General features: G+C 68.7%; 8 protein-coding genes and 1 pseudogene. 3 read left to right on the plus strand and 6 right to left on the minus strand.

Annotated features, from left to right (window positions below):
* The 3 genes and pseudogenes from OU996_RS02190 to OU996_RS02200 all read right to left on the minus strand — a co-directional run bounded on the left by OU996_RS02190 (window position 1) and on the right by OU996_RS02200 (window position 3,770).
* Window positions 1-2,964, minus strand: coding sequence for a DUF3443 family protein (locus OU996_RS02190; RefSeq protein ID WP_267584043.1), 2,964 nt, complete (start codon window positions 2,962-2,964; stop codon window positions 1-3).
* A gap of 128 nt (window positions 2,965-3,092) precedes the next feature.
* Window positions 3,093-3,245: pseudogene (locus tag OU996_RS02195) on the minus strand (carboxymuconolactone decarboxylase family protein); the annotation flags it as partial.
* A gap of 42 nt (window positions 3,246-3,287) precedes the next feature.
* Complete coding sequence (locus OU996_RS02200; RefSeq protein ID WP_267584044.1) at window positions 3,288-3,770, minus strand: hypothetical protein; 483 nt, start codon at window positions 3,768-3,770, stop codon at window positions 3,288-3,290.
* 86 nt (window positions 3,771-3,856) lie between these two features.
* On the opposite strand from OU996_RS02200, the gene OU996_RS02205 reads away from it, so the two are divergent.
* Window positions 3,857-5,479, plus strand: a complete 1,623-nt coding sequence (locus tag OU996_RS02205; protein ID WP_267584045.1) for an ABC-F family ATP-binding cassette domain-containing protein — start codon at window positions 3,857-3,859, stop codon at window positions 5,477-5,479.
* Here OU996_RS02205 and OU996_RS02210 read toward each other — a convergent pair.
* Window positions 5,476-6,852: a PQQ-dependent sugar dehydrogenase gene (locus OU996_RS02210; protein ID WP_267584046.1), complete on the minus strand. Its 1,377-nt coding sequence runs from the start codon at window positions 6,850-6,852 to the stop codon at window positions 5,476-5,478. The two genes, OU996_RS02205 and OU996_RS02210, sit on opposite strands and share 4 nt — an antisense overlap.
* Window positions 6,853-7,082: 230 nt before the next feature.
* Here OU996_RS02210 and OU996_RS02215 point away from each other — a divergent pair, with 230 nt between their 5' ends.
* Window positions 7,083-7,559 (plus strand): hypothetical protein, encoded by a 477-nt coding sequence (locus OU996_RS02215; RefSeq protein WP_267584047.1) that lies wholly within the window; start codon window positions 7,083-7,085, stop codon window positions 7,557-7,559.
* Between the two features lie 97 nt (window positions 7,560-7,656).
* Window positions 7,657-9,915 (plus strand): putative bifunctional diguanylate cyclase/phosphodiesterase, encoded by a 2,259-nt coding sequence (locus tag OU996_RS02220; RefSeq protein WP_267584048.1) that lies wholly within the window; start codon window positions 7,657-7,659, stop codon window positions 9,913-9,915.
* Window positions 9,916-9,952: 37 nt separating this feature from the next.
* Here OU996_RS02220 and OU996_RS02225 read toward each other — a convergent pair whose 3' ends face one another.
* The gene (locus OU996_RS02225; protein ID WP_267584049.1) at window positions 9,953-11,536 is read right to left on the minus strand and encodes an efflux transporter outer membrane subunit; all 1,584 of its coding nucleotides are present in this window, start codon (window positions 11,534-11,536) and stop codon (window positions 9,953-9,955) included.
* Window positions 11,537-11,639: 103 nt separating this feature from the next.
* Window positions 11,640-14,819 (minus strand): efflux RND transporter permease subunit, encoded by a 3,180-nt coding sequence (locus OU996_RS02230; protein ID WP_267584050.1) that lies wholly within the window; start codon window positions 14,817-14,819, stop codon window positions 11,640-11,642.
* Between the last annotated feature and the right edge of the window lie 8 nt (window positions 14,820-14,827).

Consider the following 14,827-nt stretch of genomic DNA (forward strand, 5'->3'; position numbering starts at 1 on the left):
TCAGAAGCGAATGGTCAGCGAGCCCTTGATAGCATTGTCGGTGGCGGAGGAGGCGAGCTGGCCGACATAGGACAGGCCGAGGCTGAAATTCTCGCTCGGCTTGTAGGCGACGCCGAGGTCGATCAGCGCCGCATTCTCCGCGATGGGCACGCCCGCCACCGTGAAGGCCTCGCTTCCCGCGAAGGCCGCCGTGGCCTCCGGGGTGAGGTCGCCAAAGGCGAGCTGCCAGCCGAGCGCCGCCGTCACCGCCAGCGGCTTGCCATTGGCGAGGGTGAACAGGTGGTTGAGCCGCAGGCCGAGCACGCCATAGCTGGTGGCGAAGGTCTCCGACTCGCCCAGAAGTGCCGCCCCACCGCCGGTCTCGGTGAAGCTGTCCGTGTCGAGATGGACATAAGCGAGGCTGGCGAAAGGTTGCAGCGTCGTCGCGCCGAGATGGATGTCGTAGCCGACCTCGCCGAAGACCTGCGTGGTGGCGCCGTCATAATCGGCGGTGAGGCCGTTGACGAGATTGCCGAAGGCGACGGTGCGGCTGGTCGCGATGTCGTGCCAGCTATAGCTCGCCCCGACGCGCAGGCCGAGGTCACCGAGCCGCGCGCCGCCATAGACGCCGATATCATAGCTGTCGACCGAGGCGGAGGAGGCCATGTCGTCCACGTCAATATCGGCGTTCTCATAGCCGCCGACCAGGCCGAGGCGCGTCTGCCAGCTGCCGAGATCCACCGGACGGTCGACACCGAAGATGAAGCCGTCGAGCGAGCGCGAGACGGGCGCGGCGTTGCCGTCGCCATCCGTGTCGCCCCAGGCCCCGAAGGCCTGGCCCCAGACGGTCGCCTGCGAGCCCGGCAGCAGCGGCTGCGCCGGGGCGGGCGTGCCGGCGGGCTCGCCCGGTACGGCGAAGCTCTGGCGCAGGCGCGAGAGCGCGGCATCGCGCAGATAGAAGGATTGCTGCTGCAGGCTCGATTGCAGCGAGGCGTGGATCTCGCCGGCGAGGCTGTTCAGCGCGGCGGGCGCGGTGGAGAGATCGAGGCCCGAGAGGGCGACGTTCACCGGGCTGTCGACGGAGAGCGCGTCGGCCACCGTCGCCACCGCCATTTCATTCGGCGTCAGCGCGGCGCTTGTGTAGCTCACCGCGCTGCGCGTGAGGTCGATGGCGAAGGAGGAGGCCGAGGTCGAGAGCGATGCCAGCAGGAACGGGAATTCCGCGCTGAGCGAGCCGAAGCTGGGGCCGGTGATGCTGCCGAACCCGCCGGTGACGGTGCCGGTGGCGGAGACGATGGTGTAGTTGCCAATGCCAAGGGTGGCGGTGTCGATCCGCGAAAAATTCAGGCTGATGTCCTCGAAGTTGATGTCGCCGAACACCACCAGCCGGTCGCTCACGCCCGGCGCGCCGAGCTCGACGGACAGGGTGGAGTTCGCCCGCATCGTCACATCGCCAATGACCGTCAGCGTGCCGATGGAATTGCCGGGGGCGACGATGGCCCCGTTCCCTACATCGAGGCTGCCAACGATGATGCCGGTGCCGCCGAGCGTGGCGTGCTGGGCGACACTCAACGCGCCCGGCAGGATGCCGTTCACCGAAAGGGTCATGTCCTTCACCGTGATCGGCAGCGTGCTGCTGAACAGGTTCACGCCGTTGAGCGTCAGGTGATTGGTCTGGCCCTCGATCCCGTAGAAGCCGATCTGCGCCGTCTCGGTTGACGACAGCGAGCCATTCAGCGTCACCGAGCCGTCGACGATGAGTTCGGGCGAGCCGATGTCGAGATAGGTCGACTCGCCCAGATTAATGGCGCGGCTTGACACGAAGCTCGGCCCGAGCTGCATGGACCCGAACACGATGACGCCGGCGCCCGGCAGGCCGAGCTGGCTGTCATCGGTGAAGACGGTCTCGCCGGCCGCGATGCTGGACACCGGCAGGAAGCCGATGCGCCCGTTCAGATAGTCATAGGCGACCGTGTAATAGAGGAAGATCTCATTGCCGGTGTTGTAACCGAGCGTGCTGCCATGCTGTGGGGCGTAGTCGTAGGATCCGAGGCTGGACGAGAAGGACATCACCCCGTCGACACCGATCGTCACCGGCCGGGGAGCCCGGCCAGTGGTCGACGAGTCCGGCCCGCCCGTCGCCTCGGTCTCGAAGGTCGCGTTGCCGGCGCCGGAATCAAACACGCTCTGCAGGCAGCCCGTCGAGTTCGCGGCGGTGAAGCAGGTCTGGATGCTCTTGGTGTTCCAGGCCAGCAGGCCGATATTGCCGCCCGTCGTTCCCTGCGAGGCAAAGTTCGCGAAGCTGTAGCCGGCGGTGTTCTCCGCCGTCAGGCCCACGACCAATACCGGCGAGCTTGTGCCCATCACCCGGTCGGCCTGAAAGATGAAGCCGTTGGCGTAGCTGCCGGAAAGCTGCGCGAGCGGGTTGAAGACATCCTGGCCGCCGGAATAGGCGACGCCCATCACGCCGGTCTGATCGACGTTCCAGCCATAATTGTTGGGATTGGTGTGCTGGGAGATGGCGCGATAGCCCGCGCAATTGAGATTATAGCTGTTGCAGGTGAAGTCGGTGATGACGCCGAAGGCGATCTGCTGGGCCGTCCCGAGCGTGAGGACGTTGCCGTCGCTGTCCTTCGCGCCGGGAAAATAGACCGTCGCGTAGCCGACCTTGCCACTGATCTGGTTGCCGCTGGAATAGCCGTAGCTGAAGTTCATCGCGGACAAGCTGTAGCTGCCGGGCGTCAGGCTTTGTTCCAGCAGGTAGAGGCCGGTCGAGCCCGTATCGACGAGAACATGATTCACATCGTTGTTCGGATCGCCGATGGCCACGTTCACAAAATAGAACGGGTTGTAATCGACCCCGCTATGGCCGGACTGGATGAAGGGATGAAGGGGGATCGTGGCGCTGTCCTGCGCCATCGCCACGCCACCCGTCACCACGCTCAGAAAGACCCCGCACCCGCCGACAAGCCCCCAGCTCCGCACCCGCGACCTCCCCGCTTGCCGCCCACGCGGCCCCCCGGCCACATTGTCTCCCAATATACCACCGGGTACCGTAACGGGAAGCCGCGCTATCAGGTTCGGCAATATCCGTTCACGGTCATTTACCGCCCTCACCCCACCTGGAACGCCGCGTCCACCGGCACCTGAAGCGCGGTCACCAGCGCGTTGGTCTGCGCGGCCATGCCGATGATGGCGAGGAGATGCTGGTGCTGCGCGTCGCTCATGCCCTTGGCCCTGGCGGCGGCGGTGTGGGAGTGGGGGCAGGCACGTCGCTTCGCGGAGGGCGGGGGCGCCTGTCCAGCCGCTCAGCGCCCGAACCAGCTGCGCACGCGCTCACGCGCACGCTCCACCAGCCGGAAGATGGCGGTCGCCCGCGCCCAGGCGATAAGGGTGGCGCGGATGGCGATGAGACGCACCATCAGAAAGGCGAACCAGCCATAGGTCATCAGCTTGGCCTCGCCGGCGCGGTAGATGCGCTCGACGAGCACGAAGCTGGCGAGATAGGCGAGCACCAGCGTCACGAGCCCCGTGCGGGCGTGCCCTTCCGCCATCCAGAACAGCGCGACGAATTTCAGCGGCTCGGCGAAGCAAAAGGGAATGGCGAGCAGGATGAGGATGGCGAGGCGCGGCAGGCCCGCCACCCAGCGCTCGAAGCGCTGCATGACGCGCAGGCCCGCGACCCAGCGCAGCAGCGGGCGGTAGAGCGGACGCGCCGCCTCGTCGACGAGGACGAGCACCGTCAACACAATGTCGAGCGGCAGGCGCAAAAGACGCAGCAGGCGGTTCATCCGCCTGCGATAGCACGGGCGCGCTTTCCTTGACGCGCCAAATGGCCTAATCGCCCCCAAGCACTTCTTCAGGACGCCCCCTCGACATGATCCGCCTCGACTCCATCGGCAAGCAGAACGGCAAGCAGATCGTCTTCATCGAGGCCTCCGCCTCGCTGCTGAAGGGCGAGAAGATCGGCCTCGTCGGCCCCAACGGCGCCGGCAAGACCACGCTGTTCCGCCTCGTCACCGGGCAGGAAGCCCCCGATGAGGGCCAGGTCTCGGTCGATCGCGGCACCACCATCGGCTATTTCAGCCAGGATGTCGGCGAGATGGCCGGCCAGTCCGTGCTCGCCGAGGTGATGGACGGCGCCGGCCCGGTGAGCGCCATCGCCGCCGAGCTGCGCGAGCTGGAAGCCGCCATGGTCGATCCCGACCGCGCCGACGAGATGGACGCCGTCATCGAGCGCTATGGCGAGGTGCAGGCCCGCTTCGAGGAGCTGGACGGCTATTCGCTGGAAGGCCGCGCGGCGGAAGTGCTGGCCGGTCTCGGCTTCTCGCAGGAGATGATCGACGGCGATGTCGGCCGCCTCTCGGGCGGCTGGAAGATGCGCGTCGCGCTCGCCCGCATCCTGCTCATGCGGCCGGATGTGATGCTGCTCGACGAACCCTCCAACCATCTCGACATCGAGAGCCTGATCTGGCTGGAGGCGTTCCTGAAGAATTTCGACGGCGCGCTGATGATGACCTCGCATGACCGCGCCTTCATGAACCGCATCGTCACCAAGGTCGTCGAGATCGAAGGCGGCGCGCTTATCTCCTATTCCGGCAATTATGATTTCTACGCCCAGCAGCGCGCGCTGGCCGAGAAGCAGCAGCAGGCGCAGTTCGAGCGCCAGCAGGCGATGCTGGCCAAGGAAATCGCCTTCATCGAGCGCTTCAAGGCCCGCGCCTCGCATGCCGCGCAGGTGCAGAGCCGGGTGAAGAAGCTCGACAAGATCGAGCGAGTCGAGCCGCCGCGTCGGCGCCAGTCGGTCGCCTTCGATTTCCAGCCGCCGCCGCGCTCGGGCGAGGACGTGGCGAGCCTGAAGAACATCCACAAGGCCTATGGCGCCCGCCGCATCTATGACGGGCTGGACTTCCATGTGCGCCGGCGCGAGCGCTGGGCGGTGATGGGGGTGAACGGCGCGGGCAAGTCCACCCTTCTGAAGCTGATCGCCGGCGAGACGACGCCGGATGAGGGCACCGTCGCGGTCGGCGGCAGCGTGAAGATGGGCTATTTCGCCCAGCACGCCATGGAGGTGCTGGAAGGCGAGCGCACCGTGTTCGAGACGCTGGAGGACGCCTTCCCGCAGGCCGGACAGGGCTCCCTGCGCTCACTCGCCGGCTGCTTCGGTTTCTCGGGCGACGATGTCGAGAAGAAGTGCCGCGTGCTCTCGGGCGGCGAGAAGGCGCGCCTTGCCATGGCGCGCATGCTCTACGACCCGCCGAACTTCCTCGTGCTCGACGAGCCGACCAACCATCTCGACATCGGCACCAAGGAAATGCTGATCGCCGCGCTGGCCGATTATGAAGGCACCATGCTGTTCGTCAGCCATGACCGGCACTTCCTCGCCGCGCTGTCGAACCGCGTGCTGGAGATCACGCCGGACGGCATCCACCAATATGGCGGCGGCTATACCGAATATGTCGCCCGCACCGGCCAGGAAGCGCCGGGGCTGCGCAACTAGCCGCCGCTGTCCGTTGCCGCGCCGGCTGCCTGGCCCTGCTGCGGGCGCAGGCGCCAGACGACATTGCCGACATCATCGGCGACCAGCAGCCCGCCGCGCCGGTCGAGACGGACGCCGACCGGGCGGCCCTGCGCCTCGCCATCGGCGTTGAGAAAGCCGGTCAGCAATTCCTGCGGCATGCCGGACGGCTTACCATCGGCGAAGGGCACGAAGATCACCCGGTAGCCGGCACGCTCGGAGCGGTTCCACGAGCCGTGCTGGCCGATGATGGCGCCGTTCTGGAAGCGCTCCCCGAAGGCCGGGTTGTCGACGAAGGTCAGACCCAGCGACGCGGTGTGGGCGCCCAGCGCGTAATCCGGCTTCAGGGCGCTCGCCACCAGTTCGGGGCGCTGCGGCTGCACGCGCTCATCCACGTGCGGACCGTAATAGGAATAGGGCCAGCCATAGAAGCCGCCCTCGCGCACGCTGGTCATGTAGTCGGGCACGAGATGGTCGCCGATCTCGTCGCGTTCGTTTACCGACACCCAGAGCTGCCCGGTGGCGGGGTTCCAGTCGATGCCGACCGGGTTGCGCAGCCCCCCGGCGAAGACCCGGCTCTGACCGCTGGCGGTGTCGATCTCCAGCACGGCGGCCCGGTTCTCCTCCTCCGCCATGCCGTTCTCGGCAGCGTTGGAATTGGAGCCGACACCGACATAGAGCTTGGAGCCGTCCTCGCTGGCAATGAGGCTCTTGGTCCAGTGGTGGTTCCGCCCGGCCGGCAGGTCCGCGACCTTGGTGGCCGGCGCGGTGATCTCCGTCTCGCCTTCCCCGTAGGGGAAGCGCACCACCGCATCGGCATTGGCGACATAGAACTGGTCGCCGACCAGCGCCATGCCGAAGGGCGAGGTGAGACCGGAGAGGAAAGTCGTCTTCATCTCGGCCGTGCCGTCGCCATCGGCGTCGCGCAGCAGTGAGATGCGGTTGGCGCTCGGCACTTTCGCGCCGGCCCAGCCCATCACGATGCCCTGCACCCAGCCGCGAATGCCGCCGCTCTTGCCCTCGGGCTTGGGCGGGGCATTGCTCTCGGCCACCAGCACGTCGCCATTGGGCAGTTCATAGAGCCAGCGCGGATGATCAAGCCCGCGCGCGAAGGCGGTGATGGTGAAGCCTTGGGCGGGCGTCGGCGCCGCGCCCTCGGGCCAACCCACCGCATCGGCGACCTTCAGCGTCGGGATGAGCGAGGTGTGCGGCTCCGGCAGGGTGGGGTTCGGCCCGTATTCGGCGCTCTCGGACAGGCTGGGCGCCTCGCTGCAGGCGGCGAGGGCGAGCAGGCAGGCGCTGGCGAGCAGCGGCGGGGCGAAGCGGGACGGGATCGGACGCAGACGGGCGGGCATCGGGCACTCCGGGAAGGTCATGTGTCGTGGGTCAGGGGGTTAAGCCCCACTGCCGGTGGACGTTCCAAAATCGCCGGCCCGCGCCCGGCCGGCCGAGGGGTCTCCGCCAGCCCGCTACCACTACGGAACGGGCCTGCCCCGGTGCCGTTGTCCTCCCGCCGCGCACTGACGCGCGATGCCCATAAAGGCCGCGACGACCAGCCGGTCAGTCCATGCCCAGGAGGATCGCCATGACCACCATGACCGCCATCACGACCACCATCACCCTCCCGTCCCGCCTGCGCGCCGCCAGCGCCGGCCTACTCGCCCTCACCCTGCTCGGCGGCGCCACCGGCGCGCTCGCCGGCCCGTGCGCCGAGCGCATCGCCACGCTCGACAAGCAGCTCGCCACGACGGATGCCGGCTCGGGCCCGACCAACTCCCCCGCCGCCCCCACCACCGCGCCCGATGCCGGCGTGCCCAAGGCCGGCGAGGCGCCGGGCACTGGCGGCACCGCCGGCATGAACGAGGCGCTCGGCACCCGCGCCGCCTCCCCGGCCGATGTGCGGGCGCAGACCGCCGGCAGCGGCACGGCGGCGCAGGGCCAGTCCTCCACCGCCGGCGCGCTCAGCGACGCGATGAGTCGCGCCAAGCAGGCCGACCAGTCCGGCGATAGCGCCGCCTGCACCAAGGCGCTGGACGAGGCCGAGGCGATGCTGCGCGGTTAGAACCGCTCCAATCTTTCGTATGGAAATACCGCGCGTGACGTGTACCTAATAGCCCCTGTCAACCGTGGCGCGCGGTTGGCAGGGGCAGGAGTATCGCGTGGTGGACGCGACGATCGAGCCGCCGGGCATGGCAGGCGGGATGGTGTCGGCGGGCGGGACAACCGCCAGCGGCCTGCTCTCGGTCATGAGCGGCTTCATTGCCGGCCTGTTCCATCAGCGCCCCTTCGCGGAGGATCTCGCCCCGCTCCTCGCCCGCCTCGGCGCCGACCTCGCGCTGAGCCGCGCCGCCCTGTTCGAGGTTCATAGCAGCGCGGCAGCCGGGCTCTGCGTCACCTGCCGGGTCGACTGGGCGCGCAAAGGGCTCCCCCTGCTCGCCGGCAATACCCACCCGCCCGTGCGACCGGACGAGGCCGACGCGCTCCAGCGCGACTGGGCGGAACGGCGCACGCGCGGCGAGGTGATCGAGGGCCGCACGGACGACCTGACCGGCTATTTGCGCGCCTTCTTCGAGGCGGCCGAGATCGTCAGCTTCTACACCCTGCCGGTGATGGTGGACGGGCGCTGGTGGGGGCATTTCTGCGTCAGCTCGGACGAGCCCGCGCGCCTGTGGACGGGGGAGGAACGCGCCGGCCTGCAGGCGCTCACCGAACTTATCGCCCTCGCCGTGGAACGCTCGCACGGGCGGCGCGCGCTCAGCGAGGCGACGCGCCTTGCCATGCTGGCGGCGGCGCTCGACGGCATCGTCACCATCGACGAGGCCGGGCAGATCGTCGACTTCAACCCGGCGGCGGAAGCCATGTTCGGCTACAGCCGCGCGGACGTGACCGGCCGCTTCCTCGGCGACACCATCATCCCCACCCATCTGCGCGACGCGCACCGCGCCGGCATGGCGCGCTATCTGGCCGGCGCGAACCCGCACATTCTCGGGCGCCGCATCGAGGTCGAGGGGGCGACGCGCGGCGGGCGCGTCTTCCCGATCGAACTCACCGTGACGGAAATCCGAACGGGCACGCGGCGGCTGTTCACCGCCTATCTGCGCGACATTTCCGACCGTCGGCGCGCGAAGGAGGCGCTGGAGACACTCGCCTATAGCGATACCGTGACCGGGCTGCCGAACCGCGCCGGTCTGGTGCGGCTGATGCGGCAGCAGGGCGAGACGGTCGGCGGGGCGCTGGTGATGCGGATGTCCGACCTCGCCATTCTCGGCGCCTCGCTGGGCGAGGCTTTCGCGCAGCAGATGATTGCCGCCATCGCCGCGCGGCTGAGCGGCCATCTGCCGGCGCAGGCGCATCTCGGCCGCACCGGCGAGAACGAGTTCGCCATCATCTTCCCGACGGGCATGGCCCCCGAACGTCTCGGCCGGCAGTTCGAGGCGCTGATGCACGCGCCGCTGGAGGTGGAGGGACGGCGCTTCTATCTCGACGCCAATCTCGGGCTCGCCGCGCGGGCCGGGCGCATCGAGCAGAGCCTGCGCGACGCGGAAATGGCCTGCCGGAGCGAGCGCGCCGGGCGCTGGCGGGTGTTCGACGATTCCCTGCGCGCCGACCATCAGCAGCGCCTCGCCATGGAAATCGCGCTGCGCGAGGCGCTGGCGGCGGGCGGGGACGAGATCTACCCGGTGTTCCAGCCGGTGGTGGAAAGCCGGAGCGGCCGGGTGCTTGGCTTCGAGGCGCTGGCGCGCTGGCGCTCGCCGCGCCTCGGGCAGGTGACGCCCGGCGCGTTCATTGCGCTGGCGGAAACCGCCGGCCTGATCGACCGGATCGGCGAGCTGATCCTCGAGCGCGCGCTCGGCGCCTGTGCCCGCTGGAACGCCGCGCGCGCAGCGCTCGGGCAGGCGCCACGCTTCATCGCGGTCAACCTCGCCGCCTCGCAGCTCACCGTGCCCGACCTTGCCGAGCGGATCGCCGCGCGGCTGGCCCGCCATGGGGTGCCGGGCGCGATGCTGCATCTGGAACTGACGGAAAGCACCCTGCTCGCCCAGCCCGATGCCGCGGCGCAGATGATGCACCGGCTGAGGGCGCTGGGCTGCCGCATCGCCATCGACGATTTCGGCACCGGCTATTCGAGCTTCAGCTATCTCCAGCACCTGCCGGCCGACGTGCTGAAGATCGACCGCGCCTTCATGACGGAACTCGCCACGCAGCCGCGCGCCCGCAAGATCCTCGGCGTCATGATCGACCTCGCCCATGCGCTGGGCATGTCGGTGGTGGCGGAAGGCATCGAGACGGTGGAGGCGCTGGCCGTGCTTGAAGGTCTCGGCGGCGACGCGGTGCAGGGCTTTCTCACCGGCCACCCGATGCCGCTCGAGGCGGCGCTGGAGCATCCCGACGGCATCGCCTGGGCGCGGCAGGGTTGACCCGCCGCGCCCGAAGGCCCTCAGTTTGCGAAAGCGTTCAGTGCGCGAACGCCTGGTCGACGCCCTGGTTCTCGGGATCGCGCGGCTTGAGGCCGGTCTTGTCGAGCGAGACGAGGCGCGGGGCCATGTCCTTGTCGACGATGACCGGCGTGCGGTCATCCACCGTGCCCGGCCAGCCACCGCCCAGCGCCTTGTTGAGCGAGACATAGTCGGTGGCGATGGCGACGCGGCTCTGCAGCAGCGTGTCGTCGGCCGAATAGGAGGAGCGCTCGGCGGTCAGCACGTCGAGGAAGCTCGACGAGCCGCTCTGGTAGAGCGTGCGCGAGAGCGAGGCGGCCTCGCGGTAGGACTTTGCCGAGGAGTCGAGGCTGCGGTATTTGACGCGCTCCTGCTGCAGCGAAACGCTGGCGTTCTCGACATCCTGAAGGGCGGTCAGCACCGCCGCGCGGTAGGTCAGGAAGTACTCGTCGCGCTGCGCCTGCGCATAGTCCACCGCCGCCTTGAGCTGGCCGGCGTTGAAGATCGGGATGCTCACGCTCGGGCCGAAGCTCCAGCTGATCGACGAGCTCTTGGCGAGGTCACCCACTTTGGCGGCCGAGGTCGACACCTCGCCGGTGAGGCTGACATCGGGATAGCGCGCCGCCTCGGCCTGGCCGATCTTGGCGGTGTATTGCGCATATTGCCGCTCGGCGAGGCGGACATCGGGACGCGACAGCAGCACATTGGCCGGCACGCCGCGCGGCACGGCATTGCCCGGCGTCGGGATCGGCGCGCTGCGCTTCATCACGTCGTTGAGCGCGCTCGGCGGCTGGCCGAGCAGGATGGCGAGCTGGTGCACGGTCTGCTGGTAGCTCGACTCCAGCTCGGGAATATTCGCCTCGGTGCTCGCGGCCTGCCCCTCGGCATTGGCGACATCGACCGCCGACGCGGAGCCGACCTGCAGCTTGGTGCGGGTGAGCGCAGCGGTCTCGCGCTGCGAGGCGGCGGTGCGGCGGGCGAGTTCCGCCCGCGCCTGATAGCCGCGCGCCTCGACATAATAGGTCGCGACATCGCCGATCAGCGTCAGCAGCGTGTTGCGCAGCGTCTCCTCGGAGGCGTCCAGACCATAGGTCGCCGCCTCGGCCGCGCGGCGGTTCTCGCCGAACAAGTCGAGCTCCCAGCTCGCATTGGCGCCGAGGTTGAAGGTGTCGAACGGCCCGGAGACCGTCACGTCGCCGGTGTCGGAGACAGTGCTGCCATTGTCGGCGCGGCTGTAGCTGCCCGAGCCGGTCAGCGTCGGGGCAAGCGCGGCCATCGCCTGCTGGCGGGTGGCGCGGGCCTGCCGCACGCGGGCCTTGGCGGTGGCGACGTCGAGATTGCCGGCGACCGCCTGATCGACCAGCCCGTTCAGCGTCTTGTCACCGAGCTTTTCCCACCAGCGGCCGAGCTGCGGCGGCTTGTTGTCGGCCTCGTCCCCGGTGACGGAGACCGCCGGCTTGGCCGCGCCCCATTTGGCCGGGAGCTGGAGGGACGGGGCGCTGTAGTCCGGGCCGACGGCACAGCCGCCGAGCAGGCCGGCGACGAGCAGCGCGCCGGCAAGGCGCGACGCCTGAAAGGGACGGGAGGCGGTCGGGATGGTCATCGGCACACCTGATAGGCGGGAGAACAGCGCGGGACGGGAGGGGACGGCCGGCCGGGAGGCGCCCGGCCGGAAGCAAAGGAGGAACGGATCAGCGCGCGAAAGATCAGCTCGCATGGGCATCGCGCGCCTCCCCGGCCGGGGGCGGGCTCGCCGCGCCGCCATCGGGCGCGGACCCCGCCGCCGGCTCCGGCTTCTTGCCGGGGAAGATGCGGCGCACCGTTACGAACAGCAGCGGCACGAAGAACACGCCGAGCACGGTGGCGGCGATCATGCCGCCCATCACGCCGATGCCGATGGCGTTCTGCGCCCCCGAGCCGGCGCCGCTGGCGATGGCGAGCGGCGTCACGCCGAGGATGAAGGCGAGCGAGGTCATCAGGATCGGGCGCAGACGCTGGCGTGCCGCGTCCAGCGTCGCCTCGACCAGCCCCATCCCATGGGCCTGCCGCTCGATGGCGAACTCGACGATGAGGATGGCGTTCTTGGCCGCGAGGCCGATGGTGGTGAGCAGGCCGACCTTGAAATAGACGTCGTTGGTCTGGCCGAACATCGTCGCGGCGAGCAGCGCGCCAAAGATGCCGATCGGCACCGACATCAGCACCGCGAAGGGGATCGACCAGCTCTCATAGAGCGCCGCGAGGCAGAGGAAGACGACCAGCAGAGAGATGGTGTAGAGCGCCGCCGCCTGATTGGACGAGAGCCGCTCCTGATGCGACAGGCCGGTCCACTCATGGCCATAGCCCGCCGGCAGCCGGCCGATGATGTCGTCCATCGCCGTCATGGCGTCGCCCGAGGAAATGCCGGGCGCCGCCTGGCCCTGGATCTCCACCGCCGAGGAGCCGTTGAAGCGCTCCAGACGGGGCGAGCCATAGGTCCAGTGGGTCGAGGCGAAGGAGGAGAACGGCACCATGGTCCCGGAGGCGTTGCGCACCTCCCACTTGGCGAGGTCTTCCGGCTGCATGCGGAATTCGGCGGCCGACTGGAGATAGACCTTCTTCACGCGGCCACGGTCGAGGAAGTCGTTCACATAGCTGCTGCCCCAGGCGGTGGAGAGCGTGTCGTTGATGTCGGCCAGCGACACGCCGAGCGCGCTCGCCTTCTCCTGGTCGATGTCGACGACGAATTGCGGCTCGTCCTCCAGCCCGTTCGGGCGGGTGGCGACGAGGCGGTGGTCCTGCGCCGCCATGCCCAGCACCTGGTTGCGCGCGGCCATCAGCTTCTCATGGCCGCCGCCGGTGATGTCCTGGAGATAGACGCTGAAGCCGCCCGTATTGCCCATGCCCTGAATGGCCGGGGGCATGAGGGTGAACACCATGGCGTCGCGCACATGCAGCTTGGCCATGGCGCGCCCGGCGACCGCCTGCGAGGACAGGGTGGGCGACTTGCGCTCATCGAACGGCTTCAGCCGCACGAAGGCGATGCCGAGATTCTGGCCCTGGCCGCTGAAGCCGAAGCCGTTGACGCTGAAGACGCCTTCGACCGCGTCCTTCTCATCCTCGAGAAAGTGGCGGCGCACCGTGTCCAGCACCTTCTCGGTACGGTCCGAGGTGGCGCCGGCCGGCAGCTGCACCATGGTGATGAGGATGCCCTGGTCCTCTTCCGGCAGGAAGGAGGACGGCAGGCGCACGAACATCCAGCCCATCGCCACGGCAATGGCGACGAAAATGGCGAGAAAGCGCCCGCTGCGCGCCACCACCCCGGCCGTGCCGGTGCGATAGGCCCGCGTGCCGCGCTCGAAATTGCGGTTGAACCAGCCGGCGAAGCCCGTCTGCTTGGCCCCGTGCTGCACCGGGCGGAGCAGCGTGGCGCAGAGCGCGGGGGTGAGGATCAGCGCCACCAGCACCGACAGGATCATCGCCGAGACGATGGTGACGGAGAACTGGCGGTAGATCACGCCCACCGACCCGCCGAAGAAGGCCATGGGGATGAACACGGCCGAGAGCACGGTGGCGATGCCGACCAGCGCGCCGGTGATCTCGCCCATCGACTTGCGGGTCGCCTCCTTGGGGGAGAGCCCCTCCTCCTCCATCACGCGCTCGACATTCTCGACCACGACGATGGCGTCGTCGACGAGCAGGCCGATGGCCAGCACCATGGCGAACATGGTGAGCGTGTTGATCGAGTAGCCGAACAGCGCCAGCACGCCGAAGGTGCCGAGCAGCACGACCGGCACGGCGAGCGAAGGAATGAGCGTCGCCCGGAAGCTCTGCAAGAAGACGAACATCACGATGAAGACGAGGACGATGGCCTCGGCCAGCGTGCGCACCACTTCCTCGATGGAGAGCACGACGAAGGGCGTGGTGTCGTAGGGATAGACGACCTCGACGCCTTCCGGGAAGGTCGGCTTCATCCGCTCCAGCGCCGCCTTGACGCGCTCGGCGGTGGCGATGGCATTGGCGCCGGTGCCGAGATTGATGGCGAGGCCGCCAGCCGGCTTGCCGTTGTAGCGCGAGGACGTGGTGAAGCTCTCCGCCGCGAGCTCGACATCCGCGACATCGTTGATGCGCACCAGCGAGCCATCCGTGGTGCTCTTGAGGATGATGTTGCGGAACTGCTCGGGCGTCTGCAGGCGCGAGCGCGCGGTCACCGTGGCGTTGAGCTGCTGGCCGCTGCGGGCCGGCAGGCCGCCGAGCTGGCCGGCCGAGACCTGCGTGTTCTGCGCCTCGATGGCGCTCGTCACGTCGCCCGGCATGAGCTGGTACTTGGACAGCTTCTCCGGGTCGAGCCAGATGCGCATGGCGTAGGACGAGCCGAACAGCGTGGTGGAGCCCACGCCCTCAATGCGCTTCAGCGTGTCGTTGAGGGTCGAGTCGACATAGTCCGACACGTCGGTGGACGACAGGCGCCCGTCGGTCGAGACGAAGCCGATGACCAGCAGGAAGCCGTCCGAGGCCTTCTCGACCGAGATGCCGTTGGTCTGCACCACGCTCGGCAACTGCGCCGTGACCAGCTGCAGCTTGTTCTGCACCTGCATCTGCGCGATGTCGGGATCGGCGGCGTTGGTGAAGGTGAGCGTGATCGTCGCCTGACCGGTCGAGGTCGAGGTCGCCGACATGTAGTCGAGATTGTCGATGCCGGTCATGCCCTGCTCGATGACCTTGGTCACCGAATTCTCGACGGTCTGCGCGTCGGCGCCGGGATAGGAGGCGGTGACGCTCACCGTGGTCGGGGCGATCTGCGGGTATTGCGCGATCGGCAGGGTGTTCAGCGCCAGCACGCCGCCGAGCATGATCAGCAGCGCGATGACCCAGGCGAAGACCGGGCGGTCGATGAAGAAACGGGACATGGAGCGCG

Origin of the sequence: Ancylobacter sp. SL191 (assembly GCF_026625645.1) — a bacterium.
Lineage (GTDB): Bacteria > Pseudomonadota > Alphaproteobacteria > Rhizobiales > Xanthobacteraceae > Ancylobacter.